The following is a 15,195-nucleotide window of genomic DNA, read 5'->3' as shown; positions in this document are numbered from 1 at the left end:
TGCGAGAGTAGGTCATCGTCAGGCACTTATTGAGAAACCCCGGCCATTTGGTCGGGGTTTTGCTTTTTAGGGGTCTCCCCTGGACCCCGTTTGTCGGGAACAAACGGGAACCGCTTTAGCGAGCCCGAAGGGCGAGTCTCAGGATGAGACGAGTAGAGTAGCGGAGCGCCGCCCGGATCATCGTCAGGCACTTATTGAGAAAAACCCCAGCTTCCAATGAAGCTGGGGTTTTTTGTTGTTGGGCTATTGGTTATGAACTATTTGAAAAATCCCTAGGGCGCAAGCCCTGGGGATTTTTTTTGCGTGAGCCTTACCCTTCTTACCCTTCAATAAGGGCGCATACTGGGGGCATGAGGGGAGGGTCAATGCTTAAAATTAATCCCGTTGGTGCTGGCACTGCCCATTTGACCAAGTTTCATAGACGGCGCGATCATCAGCGAGCATCATGAGTGCAAATAATCGCTCTCCGAGTGTTGTGCAGTGTTCGATGCGGCGTGTTAGTAGCGGTGTCGCATTAGGGTCAATCACTACAAAATCTGCCTCGTAAGAAGGGGCAAGTTGTCCGATATAGCTATCTAGGGAAAGCGCTTTTGCATTGCCGTGAGTTAAACCATAAAAGCCTTGCCATGCGGTAAGGGGCTGTCCGCCTAGCTGACCCACTTGGTAGGCCGCTTTAAGCGTTCCAAACCCCGATAAATCGGTGCCTGCTCCGATATCACTGGCATAAGTAAATGCCATGCCGGTCTCTTTAGCTGCCTCTCGGTCGAATAATCCGCTACCCAGGAAAAGATTGGAGCTGGGGCAAAAGGCAATATTGGCGCCTCGATCCGCCAATCGTTTGCGCATCGCGTTATCCAGATGAATGCCGTGGGCGAAGGTGCTGCGGGGACCGACTAACCCAGCTTCTTCATAAACTGCTAAGTAGTCTCGGCTGCCGGGAAATAATTCGGCTACCCAGTCTAACTCCCCGCTGTTTTCAGCCAAATGAGTTTGTAGCCAAAGGCTTGGGTCATTACGCAGAAGGGCGCCGGCAGCGTCCATTTGCATTTTGGTGGAGGTAGGCGCAAAGCGTGGTGTGACGCTATAACCTAGTCGTCCATTGCCGTGCCAGTCTTCAATAAGACGTTCGCTGTCGGCAATTCCTGATATGCCATCCATCAGAGGATCTGGCGCGTTACGATCCATCAATACCTTGCCGACCAGCATACGTAGCTGACGTTTTTGGCAGGCGGTGAAGAACGCATCCACGGAGCCAGGATGGCTGGAGCCAAATACTTGGGCTGTTGTTGTTCCAGAGCGAAGCATTTCATCTAGAAAAGCGTTCGATAGCGCTTCTGCATGCGCATAATTGGCAAAACGGCACTCTTCAGGAAACGTATAGTCGTTTAGCCAATCAAGTAGCTGTCGACCATAGGAGGCCATGATGTCTAGCTGAACATAGTGAACGTGGGTGTCAATAAAGCCGGGCATAATCAACTTGCCGCGATAATCAATGACGTGAGCGTCACTTGGTAGTTGGTAAGAGAGATCACCATAGTGGCCGACAGCATGAACATGACTGCCTTTTAGCCAAAGTAACCCGTCGCCATAATGCTCAAGGCTACCTGGCTGGGGCAGGTCATTATCTCCTGGGTCGCATGCAAAACTAACAAGTTCAGCGCGAATAAATGTATCGATTGGGGAATTCATATTAACTCTGAGTCGTTTTCGTATCGTCAACAAGTGCACGTAAAGCGTTAGGGGCAAGGCCGCGCGTTTCTAGTAAGGCTGGCTTGTCTGTGAGCCATAACAGTTCGGTTACTACCGTCAAAGCAATGGCGTAGGGAGTTTTATTGCTAAGTTTAGTGTTATGAACAGAGCCAATGGGGCTACGTACGCGCTCGACTTCATCAGCGGAGTGGCCCTCGCGCTGTAGCCGTCCCCGAAAGCTTGCCCACTTACTATCCGAGCCGATTAATCCTATCGAAGCAATATCATGGCGCTGCAGTAAAGCGGTGATAAGGGCGTAATCTTCATCATGGTTGTGGGTTAATACCAGTGCATGACAGTAGGGTGGTAGGGCTGTAGTGCCTTCCTGTGCACTACTTAGCGTATGGCAACTGAGTCGGGGTTGTCCCCTATCCTGTTCGTGAAATACATCAGCACGGCTGTCGAACCAGTGTATTTGCCAGGGTAGTGGTGCGCTAAGCTTAACGATTTCACGCCCGACATGGCCTGCACCAAACAAGGCGATATTCGCAGCGGTACCAGGAAACACTTCCAGTAGCACATTAACAAAACCACCACAGCACTGGCCGCTGCGTCCTCCTAGCGAAAATGCCTCTAAGTGAAAACCTGTGCGACCTTGCTGCAAAAACTCTCGGGCAGCGTTGATGGTTTGCCACTCGAAAGTGCCCCCGCCTAGCGTGTCATAAACCGTCTCTTGGGTGATTACCATGCGCGCACCAGGCTCGCGCGGGGTGGAGCCCGCGCTGGTTACCTGGGTGGCTAATACATGGGGAACGCCACTGCGCTGCAATCGATCGAGCGCAGCGTGCCAAGTTTCAGGCGTGGGAGAAGTCATAGCGCCTTTTCTCTAATTACGTTTGCGGCCAGCATCACCCGCTCAGGGGTTGCGGGAGTGTCAAGATGGGGAGACGCTTGGTAACCGGTTAAGCTTGAAAGCGCGTCACGTAGCGCAGACCACACACAGATACCAAGCATAAATGGTGGTTCGCCAACGGCCTTGGAGCGATACAGGCTTGCCATGGAGTTAGGGTGGCCTTCCAGTAGCTCCACGTTAAAAATAGCGGGAAGGTCGCCATACGTAGGTATTTTGTAGGTCGCAGGGCCGTCGCTAATCAGCACACCTTTATCGTTCCACTTAAGCTCTTCACTGGTTAGCCAGCCCATTCCCTGGATAAACCCACCTTCTACTTGACCAATATCAATCGCTGGGTTGAGTGAATTGCCAACGTCATGTAGTACATCAACGCGGTCGACTAGGTACTCGCCGCTTAGTGTATCAACACTAACTTCGGCAACGGCTGCGCCAAACGCGTAATAGTAAAAAGGTCGACCTTGGCCCGTTGCGCGGTTGTAATGAATCAGTGGTGTGGCGTAAAAGCCTTTTTCTGAGAGCGAAATACGATTGAGATAGGCCGTTTGGACAAGCTCGCCCCAGGGAATGCGGTGCTCACTCTCATCAATACCTGCGATCAGCATGCCATCTTCCAGACGCATGCCTTCTCGGTCTAAGCCGCCCTCAAAATGCATTGCGGCAAAGTCGAACAACCTTTCGCGCAGTTTTCTGGCAGCATCTCGCGCGGCCATGCCATTGAGGTCGGTACCGCTTGAAGCCGCCGTGGGGGAGGTGTTGGGTACTTTATCCGTGCGAGTTGCACTGATCCGCACACTGTCTAAATCTAAGCCAAGCTCACGAGCGACCACTTGGCAGATTTTGGTGTGCAGTCCTTGTCCCATTTCGGTGCCACCGTGATTGATCATGATGCTGCCATCGGTGTACACATGCAGCAGTGCGCCAGCTTGATTGAGGTGCTGGGCGGTAAATGAGATGCCAAATTTAACCGGCGTTAGCGCAAGCCCTTTTTTAATAATGGGGCTGTTGGTATTAAATGCGTTAATTACCGCGCGGCGCGCCCAGTAGCCACTGCTGGTTTCCAGTGTGTCTACTAGGGTATGCAGCAACTGTTTTTGATCCACCTGCTGGCCGTAGTGGGTAACGTCACGTCCTTCGCGATAGAAGTTTCGTTTGCGTATGGTGAGAGGGTCTTCACCGACTTTGCGCGCGATATCATCCATTGCAGCTTCGATAATCATCATGCCCTGAGGGCCGCCGAAGCCCCTAAAAGCCGTGTTAGAAGCGGTATGGGTCTTAGCTCGATGACCGGTGACACGAGCACTGCCTAATGAGTAAGCGTTGTCGGCATGGAACATTGCACGATCAACAATGGCGTCCGAAAGATCCGGCGAGTAGCCACAGTCACCAATAACCGTTATCTCTCCGCCTTGGATGATGCCTTGCGAATCAATCGCAAGTCGGTAGCGATTATGAAAGGGGTGTCGCTTACCGGTCGCGCGCATATCATCACTTCGCGGTAGCCGTATACGTGTGGCTTTTCCGGTTCTGCGGGCAATGATGGCTGCCATACATGCCCATGGGGATGCTTGGGTTTCTTTGCCGCCAAAGCCGCCACCCATTCGGCGCACTTCAACGGTGACGGCATGAAAGGGAATGCCCAGTACTTCAGCAACAAGTTTCTGGGTCTCACTAGGGTGCTGGTTAGAGGTGTGAACAATGACTCCTTCGTCTTCGGTGGGCAGAACCAAGCATGCTTGCCCCTCCAGGTAAAAATGTTCCTGTCCGCCGATAAAAAGCTCGCCCTCAACCGTTTGCTCGGCTTGACACAGTTCCGCTTGCCAATCGCCTCGCTCCTGAACGTGTGTAGGGCGAACCACATCATTGCGTTCGGCAGCAGCAACAGGGTCGAGGCTCGCCGGTTGTTCATCAATACTTAGCTTGGCCAGCGTTACCGCTCGGCGAGCAGCCTGAAGCGAGGTGGCCGCAACGGCAAAAATACACTGGCCGGCGTAGCTGATTTCTTGATCAACAAAAATAGGGTCGCCTGGAAATACCGGGCCAATATCCGTATGGCCGGGTACGTCGTGAAAGGTGATGACATCGACAACGCCAGACGCTTGTTTGACTGCCTCGAGATCAAGTGTGGTCAATGTGCCGTGCGCAACAGGAGAAAGCCCTAAGGCCACATGCAGTGCATCAGCCGGTGCCTTAAGATCATCAATGTAGGTTGCCTGGCCAGTAACGTGTTTTTCAGCACTTTCATGGAAACTGGGGACCCCTGCTTGGCGCTGGCCATGGCTGTCGACGGTATGGCGGGCAAGTGGGCCTGAACCTTGAATGTGATCATGTAACTCACGACGAGCTCGGCTACTGTCGCCATCAAGTTTAGTGAGCGTACGCATGGAGCATCACCTCCTGGTTGGGTGACGAAAGCGATAGGTAAAGGCGTTCTAACAAGTTGAGTGCGGCCTGCTGCCGGTAATGTTGGCTACCCCGCACATCGCTCATCGGCTGGAATTCTTTGGCAAGGGCTCGTTGAGCAGCTTGAAAGCTAGCTTTGGAAATGGGCTGTCCTTCTAACGCTGTCTCTGTTTGACTAGCTCGCTTAGGAATCGCAGCCATACCGCCAAACGCGATGCGAACATCCTCCATCACACCCTTATTAACACAGTAGCTAAACACGCCTAATACCGCTGTTATGTCGTCTTCACGTCGTTTAGAAAGCTTCCAAACCCTTAGTGTGGCTGATTCAGCCAGTTGAGGAATAAAAATTCGACTGATGACTTCATCCGCAGCCAACGCGGTTTTTTTATAGTCGATGAAAAAATCACTCAGCAAAAGCTGGCGTGTGTCGTCATGGCTGGTAAGTTCTACCCACGCATTGAGCGCCAACAGTACGGGGGGCGTATCACCAATTGGCGATGCGTTGGCGATGTTTCCGCCAAGCGTTCCCCGGTTACGAACTTGCTGGGAGCCGAGCCTGTGAAGGAGGTGTGCAAACGCGGGAAAGTGACTGTTTAATAAGGGCTCAAGTTGCGAGTACGTAACCCCAGCGCCTACCCACCAACCTGATTGAGCCTGGAATGTCGCCTCTTCAATTTGGCGCAATTCAGTCACACGCGTGGTATCAATAAGCTGGTTCAATGCAGTAAGGCGCTGAGTGCTTTCCAGCCATAGATCTGTTGCGCCAGCCACAAGGCGGGCATCAGGATAGTGATATCTTGCGTCGGCTAACTCAGCCAAGGTGGTTGGCTGTACGAAGAGTGGTTCATTCTCCGCGGTTGACTCTGGCACATGAAGCGGATGACTGGCTGGCTGAGACGCATCGAGCCACTGCGGTGCTTCCCAAGAGACGTCTTGCATGCTCAGTGCGGCGTCTCGAATAGGCCGATATCCCGTGCAACGGCATAAATTTCCGCCTAACGTGGCTTCAAGCGTTTCTGGCGTAAGAGGCGTGGGGCGATGTTGCTGGTTGGCATGCAATGTAAACAGCGACATAACAATCCCAGGCGTGCAAAAGCCACACTGGCTGCCGTGGCACTCAACCATTGCTTGCTGAGCTGGGTGTAAGTTGCCCTCGGTTGCTAACCCCTCGACGGTAATTACGTGCTGGCCGTGCAGTTGGTGAGCTGGGGTAATGCACGCGTTGACACTTAAAAAACGGCTTTGCGTGTCGTTTGGGTTGTTGATTGTCACTGTACAAGCACCACAATCGCCCGATGCGCAGCCCTCTTTCGTGCCTGTAATGCCCAAATGATCACGCAACAGCGTTAGAATGCTGGTGTCAGGGGGTACATGACACTGCTTGGGGGTGCCGTTGAGCAGAAACTCAATCGTAGCCATGCCAAACTCCGTTATGATTGTTCTGACCGATCGGTCAATAGTGTTGAGCTTGAGACAAAACAGCGCACCTTGCAAGAATTTGTTGATTGTGTCGCCACCTGGGCGTTTAGACGGCAGGCGATGATAAATCTACTTAATGCAACAAATCCCATTGGGTAACCATGGGTGCTTATTAAAGGAGCTTAATCAATGATGGCTGATACCGCTAACCATGAAAGTGCCAGCAGGGATCGTATTGAGCAGACCATACTGAGCGCTGCGGAGCAGGTGTTTTCTCAGCATGGTTATCGTGGTGCCAGCCTTCAGGCAATCGCTGACCAGGCGGGGCTTCCCAAGGCAAATATTCTTTATTATATGGGCAGTAAGCAGCTGCTTTATGTACGCCTGCTCAATCGCATGATGAGCCGTTGGAATGCGGTACTTGAGGACATTACACCTGAAAGCGACCCAGCTAAGGTATTGAGCGATTTTATTCGAACTAAAATGATGTTGGGGCAGCGTTATCCAGAAGGTTCAAAGCTGTTTGCCGCTGAGATTTTGGCCGGTGCGCCGTTCTTGAGTAATTACCTCTCTGGTGAATTAAAAGAGTGGGTAGCTTCTCGTGCAGCAATTATTCGCCAGTGGTCTCAGCAAGGGAAGATGGATGATGTCGATCCACGTTGGCTTATATTCCTGATTTGGTCGGCCACTCAGCATTACACAGAATATAGCGCACAGGTGACTGGGATCTTAGGGACTGAGGCGCTCAGCGAAACGGATCTCGAATCTATCTGCCAATTTTTAGAGCATGTCATTTTAAAAGGATGCGGTATTTCAGCGTCGCATTTGCCTAACAGTCCATCAGTTTAACCGTTATGTCCATACAAACGATGTCTACACAGGCAATGTCTAAGGAGGGCGTACCGGCGCTTCCAATTGAGCAGCATCTCACCTCGATTCAGGGCGCCCTAGATGATCATAACCGCCTTATCTTAGTTGCCCAGCCTGGGGCGGGTAAGACAACTCGTGTTCCGTTGACCTTGCTTAATAGCCAGTGGGCGAAGGGGCAGAAACTGTTGCTGCTGGAGCCGCGACGTGTGGCTGCGCGGTTAGCAGCAAGCTTTATGGCCGCGCAGCTTGGTGAGCCTGTCGGCAAGTCGGTAGGCTATCGTATGCGAGGGGATAGCAAAGTAGGCCCATATACGCGTTTGGAAGTGGTTACTCAGGGTATTCTGACACGTATGGTGCAAGATGATCCGTTACTTGAAGGGGTCGCCGGTATCATCTTCGATGAGTTTCATGAGCGCAGCATAGAAGCCGACCTTGGGTTGGCGCTATCGCTGGATATCCAACAAAGCATTCGCGATGACTTACGATTGATTGTGATGTCTGCGACGTTAGATGTTACCGCGTTAACAAACATTTTGGGCAACGATACACCAGTGATTGAAAGCACGGGTCGTGAATTCCCAATTGCAACGCATTATCGTCCTTTTAGCAGCGATGAAGCGTTAGATATTGCCACTTACCGAGTGGTAACAGAGGCCTTGGCGAATGCCAATAGCCGTGATGTGCTGGTGATTCTGCCCGGCGTGGCAGAAATAACCCAGCTGGTGAAAACGCTAGAAAATAGTACTCTTGATATCGAGGTGCGTGCCTTGCATGGCGGCATGCCCATCGAAGCGCAGCAGGCCGCATTGAAGCTACACGAAACTCGCCAGCGCGTGATTGTATCGACCGCTATTGCGGAATCCAGCGTAACGGTTGATGGCGTTAATGTGGTGATTGACGCTGGCTTGGAACGTGTGCCGCTATTCCAGCCGCGCACTGGGCTGACTCAATTAACCACGAGGCGAGTCAACCGAGCCAGCGCTGATCAACGCCGTGGGCGGGCTGGGCGACAACGTCCTGGTGTTTGTTTCCGTTTATGGTCCCAGGAGCAGCCGCTTGTTGCTTACGGTGAGCCAGAAATAGCGCAAGCTGATTTATCTCGTTTGATACTTGAACTGGCCATGTGGGGAGTGCAGTCGCCCAATGACCTGAGATGGATGACACCGCCGCCCAAAGGCGCATGGCAAAGTGGTCAGTCGCTTCTTCGCCAGCTTGGAATCGTTGATTCGAAAGGTATGCTAACGCAACTTGGTAAAGAGAGTGCGCATTGGCCACTTGACCCACGGTTGGCCGTAATGATGACAAAAGCCGCATCACTGAATACGCTGCCACTGGCCTGTGGGTTGGCGGCACTGCTAGAAAGTAGAGACCGAGTCAGTGGCTCGCTGCTCGGTGCGTTAGCTCAGCGCTTTAAGCAGCCATCACGATTTCCTCAATGGCAGCGTGATGTTAAACGTTTGGTAAGTCTGGCCGGTACGGCATTGCCCCGTGAGATAGATGAAGCGTCAATAGGAGCGCTACTAGCGCTCTCTTATCCTGATCGTATTGGTCAGCTTATTAGTCCTGGCCGGTTCAAGCTTGCCAACGGCAAAACGGCCACGCTCTCTGTTAGCCACTCATTGGCGAATGAGGCATTTATCGTTGCTGTTAGTGTTGAGAGTGCCACCAGTGAAGCGGCCATTTACTTGGCAGAACCGATTACGCGGGCAACGCTCATTGATCTTTATCCGGCAGCTCAGCAGTGGGAGGAGCGTATTACTTGGTCAGATACCCAAGGTAAGCTTCTAGGTGAAGCTGTTCAGTACCACGGTGAACTGGTGCTAGCGACACGCCCGCTGAGTGAGTTACCTGCCGCGGCGGTGGAGTGTGCATTACTTGGTGCGCTGAAAAAGAGATTTGGGAGTGTGCTTACCGAAAAAATGAAGCAGTTGCAGGGCCGTATGGCGCTATTATACCGGTTTTTTCCAGACCGGTGGTTGGATTGGTCTGACGCATCGCTTATAGAAACGCTCGAAACATGGCTTGCTCCTTATATGGCAGGAGTTACGCGTATGAGCGAGTTGGAGAGGATGCCATTTCATGCGTATTTGTTGAATACACTTAGCTGGGACGAAAAAGAGGTGTTCGAGCGTTTAGTACCTACGTCGTTGACGTTGCCAAGCGGCAATCAAGCAGTAATTGACTATGCACCTTGCTTAATAGGAAATCCGCCTGTATTGGCGATAAAGTTACAGGAGGCGTTTGGTTGGCAGGAGACGCCGACGATAGTCGATAGGCAAATTGCCTTGATGATCCACCTTCTTTCACCTGCGAGAAGACCGCTGCAAGTGACACAGGATTTGCAGAGCTTTTGGTTAAACGGCTATCCAGAGGTGCGTAAAGAAATGCGAGGTCGCTACCCAAAGCACCCCTGGCCAGAAGACCCGGTGAACGCTCAGGCAACATCACTAACCAAGCGCCGACTGGGAAACTGATACAGCAGCGATCAAATTATTCCGTTTGAGTGTCAGGAACTTCTCCTGGTATGCGGTAACGCACGCCGTCTGCGCGTTGCTCTTCATAGCGCCGGTTATCATCCTCTGGGGCAACGCCAATTACTGTTTCCTGAGATCCATCTGGCCATGTATATGTCGTGCAACCAGTTAATGGAAGCAATAAGCCTAAGGCTAGAAAAGGAAGAGACGAGAATACGTAACGACTTTTGGGCATAAATGGCTCCATCACCAATTCTTTGCTGCTTCTGTCTGAAGCAGGTGTAGTGTGAATTGCAGGAGACGAAGCCGCAAGTTTAATCCTGAATTGTTAAATCTCCTCCCATAGGCTGCGGCGGAATTCATGAGAAAGTTGAGATACTCGCTCAAAACGTTCCATATTGGCTTCGGTTAACGTTTTCATCATCTCTTGGTAATGCTCGGCCAACTCGGTAGCGCCACTGCTTTCGTTATTGTCAGTGAGGCATTGCGTCATTTGTTCGCTGCTTTTAACTATGGCACGAAAAAGATCTGCTTCCATTTGCATGGCTTGAGTTACATTTTCTAACCAAGCCACCTGTAAGCGCACCATTGGCACCGTGCTGAGCAAGCAATAGTGCTGCCACCATGTTTGCATGATTTGAACGGGCTCTTCTAAAGGTGCGGATGTTGTTTTGTGTTGGCTAGCCATGCTGTACTCCTATTTAAAAGGTGGTTCTGTGCGGCATGATTGAGAGATTTGCCTACCATTTACTATAGTCAAGCGTCGCAAAAATTGGCGTGCTTCAGGTCACGAAATACGTCATACCGAGGAGAAAAGCCTATGTGGTCAGTGGTCAAGTCGGTACTTGCAGCGCTTATTGGTGTGCAAAGTAACGTTAAACGGCAGCAAGATTTTTCCAGCGGCAAGCCTTTAATTTTCATAGTGACAGCAATTGTGATAACACTGGTCTTTGTATTGATTCTTGTCGGGGTGGCTCTGGTCGCGGCGCGATGAAGCGTTGATAGAACTCACGGCAGTAGTGCGTGACGAATTTCATATGTTTTCTATAATGGTATCTATCACTTAATCCTGGCCTAATGAAAAGGTTAGAGATAACAACAATAACAATGGAGGTTTCTATGCACCTACCTTGGCGATGGTTGCTGACCATTACCTGTGCCGTAAGTTGTTCGCAAGCTCAGGCCAACGGATGGAATATGCCTGTAGGAGTCACCGATCTCAGTCGTGACATTTACAATTTGCATATGACCATTTTTTGGATTTGTGTCGTCATCGGCCTGATTGTATTTGGTGCCATGTTTTATTCGCTGTATCGCTATCGGCACGCCAAGGGGGCAAAGCCCGCCAACTTCCACGAGAATACCACTGTCGAAGTGCTATGGACTGCCATTCCTATTTTGATTTTGATAGGCATGGCGGTGCCTGCAACGGCGACCCTGAAAAAAATGTATGACACGTCTGATGCTGACCTTGATGTAATGATCATTGGTCAGCAGTGGCGTTGGCGCTATGAGTATCTGGGCGAAGATGTTGCGTTCAACTCAAATATGAGCACGCCTTGGGAGCAGATCCATGGCGAAGAGGAGCACGGAGAGCATTATCTGTTAGATGTCGATGAGCCTTTGGTGCTGCCTATCAATCGTAAAGTACGTTTTTTAATGACCGCGGATGATGTGATTCATTCGTGGTGGGTGCCAGAACTTGCGGTCAAGCAAGACACGATTCCCGGATTTATTAATGAAAACTGGGTCAAAATTAATGAACCCGGCATTTATCGTGGCCAGTGCGCTGAACTCTGCGGAGTTAATCATGGATTTATGCCAGTTGTGGTTCATGCAATGGAAGAGGAAGAGTTTGATAGTTGGCTGGCTGAGCGAAAAGAAGCGCAAGAACAAGAAGCCATGGGAGTAGATCGGGAGTGGGAGTTGGACGACCTTATGGCCAGGGGAGAGTCAGTTTATCGGGCTATTTGTTCATCGTGTCATCAAAGTGAGGGGCAAGGTGCGTTACCAGCATTTCCAGCATTGGCTAATAATCAACCAATGATTGACGATTTCGATTGGCATTTAGATGTTGTTATCAACGGCGTTTCCGGAGCCGCTATGCCAGCTTTTCGAAGTACTTTGAATCCAGTGGAGCTCGCTGCCGTCGTAACCTATACCCGTAACGCCTGGGGAAATGATACCGGTGATGTTGTACAGCCAGCGTTAGTGGCGGAAAAAATTGCCCAATAGTTAACAGGTTTTTTAACCATTTATCATAACAATAACGCAGGCGGAGAGGCATATGGCGCCCAAATTACCACCACAGCATCCACTGCAACATAGTTCGACGGTAGTGGCTGATGGTCAGTCTCATGATGCTCACAGCGCACACCCAAAAGGTGTAATGCGGTGGTTACTCACTACTAATCATAAAGAAATCGGCTCGTTGTACCTGATTTTCTCACTGATTATGTTTTTTATTGGGGGGATCTTTGCGTTAGTGGTGAGAGCTGAGCTGTTTCAGCCCGGTTTGCAGCTGGTAGAACCAGAGTTCTTCAACCAGATGACCACCATGCACGGTTTAATCATGGTATTTGCCGCGGTGATGCCAGCGTTCACTGGGCTAGCCAACTGGATGATTCCACTTCAGATTGGTGCGCCTGATATGGCGCTTCCAAGGCTCAATAATTTTAGCTTCTGGTTGCTTCCAGTGGCGTTCACGCTACTGCTTTCCACGCTATTAATGCCCGGCGGCGGGCCTAATTTTGGGTGGACTTTTTATGCTCCACTGTCAACAACTTATGCGCCGCCTTCTACAACATTTTTTATACTAGCCCTGCATATTGCTGGTATTAGCTCCATTCTTGGGGCGATTAATATTGTCGCGACTATTCTGAATATGCGCGCTCCCGGCATGCGCATGATGGATATGCCGCTGTTCGTCTGGACATGGTTGATTACGGCCTTCCTGCTTATTGCGGTTATGCCAGTGTTAGCCGGTTTAATCACGATGATGCTAATGGATATCAATTTTGGCACAAGCTTTTTTGATGCGGCCGGCGGTGGAGATCCGGTGCTTTTCCAGCACTTGTTTTGGTTCTTTGGGCACCCTGAGGTTTACATCATGATTTTGCCGGCCTTCGGTATTGTGTCGGCCATTATTCCCACCTTTGCTCGTAAGCCTTTGTTTGGCTACGCCTCAATGGTCTATGCCACTGCAGCGATTGCATTGTTGTCGTTTCTCGTATGGGCACACCATATGTTCGTAGTTGGTTTGCCGTTAGCTGCTGAACTGTTCTTTATGTACTCGACAATGCTGATTGCAGTACCTACGGGAGTGAAAGTATTTAACTGGGTAACCACACTGTTTCGTGGCTCGATTAGCTTTGAGTCCCCAATGCTATTCGCTCTAGCCTTTGTTGTGCTTTTCACTATCGGTGGGTTTTCTGGTCTTATGCTGGCGATTGCACCTGCAGACTTTCAGTATCACGACACCTACTTTGTCGTGGCGCATTTTCATTATGTGTTAGTGCCGGGCGCTATCTTTGCCATTATGGCGGGGGTGTACTACTGGCTGCCTAAATGGACAGGGCATTACCCTAATGAGAAGTTAGCCCAGTGCCATTTCTGGTGCTCCATCATCGGCGTTAATTTAACCTTTTTCCCAATGCATTTTGCAGGCTTGGCAGGCATGCCGCGCCGTATTCCTGACTACGCGCTGCAGTTTGCAGATTTTAATATGCTCTCAAGTATTGGTGCCTTCTTTTTTGGGGTTTCTCAGTTGATCTTCGTGCTAGTGGTTGTGCTTTGCGTGAGAGGTGGGAAGAAAGCGCCTGCTAAAGCATGGGAAGGTGCGGAAGACCTTGAGTGGAGTGTGCCTAGCCCCGCGCCGCTGCATACCTTTGAGACACCGCCAGTGTTTAACCGTACGCAGTCTAGTGACTAGCCAGCATCATCGGGCTGCGGAAGAGGGGGTAATATGGCTACGCAAAATGCAGCAAGAAAAGAGTCCGAACAGGCAATAGGTGTCAGACGAACGGTCATTCGTACCGTTGCGGCATTGATTGGCATGTTTGCGTTTGCGTTTGCCCTGGTGCCCCTTTACGACGTTTTTTGTCGAATAACGGGACTCAACGGGAAAGTTGATACCACTGCCCAGGCAATCGTGCATGAGGGGGTTGATCAGTCGCGCTACATCACGGTGCAGTTTATCACCCGGGGAAGCGCTGGGTTGCCTTGGCAAATGAGTGTGGATTCCCGCCAAATGCGAGTGCACCCAGGTCAGACGGCAGAGATGGATTTTACTTTTACCAACAACAGCAGCGCTGAAAGCTGGGGGCGCGCCATACCGAGTGTTTCGCCTTCGAGTGCCAATACGCACTTACGCAAGATGAGCTGTTTTTGCTTTGAGGAGCAGGAGCTTCAGGGAGGGGAACGCTTGACAATACCTCTCGTTTTTCAAGTGGCAAAAGACTTACCTAAAGAAATTAATACCATTACATTAGTTTATACCTTATATCCCGTTCATAACATGGCTAAAGGCTCCTCGATGAATAACAACAAGACGGTGGGGGATACGATATGAGCAGTGGCAGCTATTATGTTCCTGCGACCAGTCGGTGGCCTATTTTAGGCTCTATCGCGCTGGGTATTATGATGATTGGGTTAGGTGTGAAATTAGTCTACGACACGGGCACTCCTTTAATGCTCATCGGTGTTATTGGTGTCATTGCGGTAATGGGGCTGTGGTTTAGAGACGTTGTTCGAGAGTCTATGGGAGGGCTATACGATGCTCAGATGGACCGATCATTTCGTTGGGGGATGGGTTGGTTTATTTTTTCTGAAGTAATGTTTTTTGCCGCCTTTTTTGGTGCCTTATTTTACGTTAGAACATTCGCAATACCCTGGTTAGGTGGTGAGGGAGAAAAAGGTGTTTCTGCCTTGTTGTGGCCAGATTTTGTGCCTCAGTGGCCGCTGTTTAACCCGCCTGATAGCGCGGTTCTTGGGCCTGAAAGAGTGTTTAGCCCATGGCAGTTACCTTTGGTTAATACGCTGATACTAGTGACCTCCAGTATTACATTGACGGTCGCACATGAAGCATTGAAATCCGGTGAACGTAAAACATGTAGAAATTGGCTGGCGGGTACCGTGCTATTGGGCTGCTGCTTTATTGTCATCCAGGGGGTCGAATACTACGAAGCTTACCATCACTATGGTATTACGCTGGAAGCGGGTATTTTCGGAGCCACCTTTTTTATTCTAACCGGTTTTCATGGGGTTCACGTTATTGTTGGCACGATTATCCTGGCGTGTATTTTAGCGCGGATATGGAAAGGACATTTTGCTAATGATCATCATTTTGGCTTTGAAGCGTCTTGCTGGTACTGGCACTTTGTAGACGTGGTATGGGTGGGGCTATTTATTTTTGTCTATGTCCTATAG

12 protein-coding genes are annotated in these 15,195 nt (G+C 50.6%); 7 read left to right on the top strand and 5 right to left on the bottom strand.

What is annotated here, in order from left to right; genetic code table 11:
• Nucleotides 1–375: 375 nt before the first annotated feature.
• The 4 genes from guaD to xdhA are packed head-to-tail and all read right to left on the bottom strand — an operon-like array spanning nucleotide 376 to nucleotide 6,424.
• The gene (gene guaD / locus HZS79_RS03520; RefSeq protein WP_179927040.1) at nucleotides 376–1,689 is read right to left on the bottom strand and encodes a guanine deaminase; all 1,314 of its coding nucleotides are present in this window, start codon (nucleotides 1,687–1,689) and stop codon (nucleotides 376–378) included.
• A 1-nt stretch (nucleotide 1,690) separates the two neighbouring features.
• Entirely contained in the window at nucleotides 1,691–2,563 is an 873-nt protein-coding gene (xdhC, locus tag HZS79_RS03515; protein WP_179927039.1) for a xanthine dehydrogenase accessory protein XdhC, read from the bottom strand.
• The gene (gene xdhB / locus HZS79_RS03510) at nucleotides 2,560–4,983 is read right to left on the bottom strand and encodes a xanthine dehydrogenase molybdopterin binding subunit (protein WP_179927038.1); all 2,424 of its coding nucleotides are present in this window, start codon (nucleotides 4,981–4,983) and stop codon (nucleotides 2,560–2,562) included. The genes xdhC and xdhB overlap by 4 nt, the downstream gene beginning before the upstream one ends.
• Nucleotides 4,967–6,424 (bottom strand): xanthine dehydrogenase small subunit, encoded by a 1,458-nt coding sequence (xdhA, locus tag HZS79_RS03505; RefSeq protein ID WP_179927037.1) that lies wholly within the window; start codon nucleotides 6,422–6,424, stop codon nucleotides 4,967–4,969. The genes xdhB and xdhA overlap by 17 nt, the downstream gene beginning before the upstream one ends.
• 189 nt (nucleotides 6,425–6,613) lie before the next feature.
• Here xdhA and HZS79_RS03500 point away from each other — a divergent pair, with 189 nt between their 5' ends.
• Both HZS79_RS03500 and hrpB read left to right on the top strand, forming a co-directional pair.
• Nucleotides 6,614–7,273 carry a TetR family transcriptional regulator C-terminal domain-containing protein gene (locus HZS79_RS03500; RefSeq protein WP_179927036.1) on the top strand — a complete coding sequence of 220 codons (660 nt, stop codon included), beginning with the start codon at nucleotides 6,614–6,616 and terminating at the stop codon, nucleotides 7,271–7,273.
• A gap of 35 nt (nucleotides 7,274–7,308) precedes the next feature.
• Nucleotides 7,309–9,768, top strand: a complete 2,460-nt coding sequence (gene hrpB, locus HZS79_RS03495; protein WP_179927035.1) for an ATP-dependent helicase HrpB — start codon at nucleotides 7,309–7,311, stop codon at nucleotides 9,766–9,768.
• 328 nt (nucleotides 9,769–10,096) lie between these two features.
• Here the strand turns inward: hrpB and HZS79_RS03490 are convergent, their stop codons facing one another.
• Nucleotides 10,097–10,456: a hypothetical protein gene (locus HZS79_RS03490; RefSeq protein WP_179927034.1), complete on the bottom strand. Its 360-nt coding sequence runs from the start codon at nucleotides 10,454–10,456 to the stop codon at nucleotides 10,097–10,099.
• A 132-nt stretch (nucleotides 10,457–10,588) separates the two neighbouring features.
• Here HZS79_RS03490 and HZS79_RS03485 point away from each other — a divergent pair, with 132 nt between their 5' ends.
• From HZS79_RS03485 to HZS79_RS03465, 5 genes are all read left to right on the top strand, one after another.
• Nucleotides 10,589–10,762 carry a DUF2970 domain-containing protein gene (locus HZS79_RS03485; protein WP_179927033.1) on the top strand — a complete coding sequence of 58 codons (174 nt, stop codon included), beginning with the start codon at nucleotides 10,589–10,591 and terminating at the stop codon, nucleotides 10,760–10,762.
• A gap of 125 nt (nucleotides 10,763–10,887) precedes the next feature.
• Complete coding sequence (coxB, locus tag HZS79_RS03480; protein ID WP_179927032.1) at nucleotides 10,888–12,003, top strand: cytochrome c oxidase subunit II; 1,116 nt, start codon at nucleotides 10,888–10,890, stop codon at nucleotides 12,001–12,003.
• Nucleotides 12,004–12,055: 52 nt separating this feature from the next.
• Nucleotides 12,056–13,699 carry a cytochrome c oxidase subunit I gene (gene ctaD, locus HZS79_RS03475; protein WP_202932260.1) on the top strand — a complete coding sequence of 548 codons (1,644 nt, stop codon included), beginning with the start codon at nucleotides 12,056–12,058 and terminating at the stop codon, nucleotides 13,697–13,699.
• A gap of 33 nt (nucleotides 13,700–13,732) precedes the next feature.
• The gene (locus tag HZS79_RS03470; protein ID WP_179927031.1) at nucleotides 13,733–14,338 is read left to right on the top strand and encodes a cytochrome c oxidase assembly protein; all 606 of its coding nucleotides are present in this window, start codon (nucleotides 13,733–13,735) and stop codon (nucleotides 14,336–14,338) included.
• Nucleotides 14,335–15,195: a cytochrome c oxidase subunit 3 gene (locus HZS79_RS03465; protein WP_179927030.1), complete on the top strand. Its 861-nt coding sequence runs from the start codon at nucleotides 14,335–14,337 to the stop codon at nucleotides 15,193–15,195. Before HZS79_RS03470 ends, HZS79_RS03465 begins: the two co-directional genes overlap by 4 nt.

Origin of the sequence: Vreelandella zhaodongensis (assembly GCF_013415115.1) — a bacterium.
Lineage (GTDB): Bacteria > Pseudomonadota > Gammaproteobacteria > Pseudomonadales > Halomonadaceae > Vreelandella > Vreelandella zhaodongensis.
The sequence above is the reverse complement of the archived record's forward strand: the minus strand, read 5'-3'. Positions and strand labels throughout refer to the sequence as shown.

Excerpts from the sequence above, each read along its gene's own strand:
- guaD (WP_179927040.1), bottom strand. The coding sequence starts at position 1,689 with ATGAATTCCCCAATCGATACATTTATTCGCGCTGAACTTGTTAGTTTT.
- xdhC (WP_179927039.1), bottom strand. The coding sequence starts at position 2,563 with ATGACTTCTCCCACGCCTGAAACTTGGCACGCTGCGCTCGATCGATTG.
- xdhB (WP_179927038.1), bottom strand. The coding sequence starts at position 4,983 with ATGCGTACGCTCACTAAACTTGATGGCGACAGTAGCCGAGCTCGTCGT.
- xdhA (WP_179927037.1), bottom strand. The coding sequence starts at position 6,424 with ATGGCTACGATTGAGTTTCTGCTCAACGGCACCCCCAAGCAGTGTCAT.
- HZS79_RS03500 (WP_179927036.1), top strand. The coding sequence starts at position 6,614 with ATGATGGCTGATACCGCTAACCATGAAAGTGCCAGCAGGGATCGTATT.
- hrpB (WP_179927035.1), top strand. The coding sequence starts at position 7,309 with ATGTCTAAGGAGGGCGTACCGGCGCTTCCAATTGAGCAGCATCTCACC.
- HZS79_RS03490 (WP_179927034.1), bottom strand. The coding sequence starts at position 10,456 with ATGGCTAGCCAACACAAAACAACATCCGCACCTTTAGAAGAGCCCGTT.
- HZS79_RS03485 (WP_179927033.1), top strand. The coding sequence starts at position 10,589 with ATGTGGTCAGTGGTCAAGTCGGTACTTGCAGCGCTTATTGGTGTGCAA.
- coxB (WP_179927032.1), top strand. The coding sequence starts at position 10,888 with ATGCACCTACCTTGGCGATGGTTGCTGACCATTACCTGTGCCGTAAGT.
- ctaD (WP_202932260.1), top strand. The coding sequence starts at position 12,056 with ATGGCGCCCAAATTACCACCACAGCATCCACTGCAACATAGTTCGACG.
- HZS79_RS03470 (WP_179927031.1), top strand. The coding sequence starts at position 13,733 with ATGGCTACGCAAAATGCAGCAAGAAAAGAGTCCGAACAGGCAATAGGT.
- HZS79_RS03465 (WP_179927030.1), top strand. The coding sequence starts at position 14,335 with ATGAGCAGTGGCAGCTATTATGTTCCTGCGACCAGTCGGTGGCCTATT.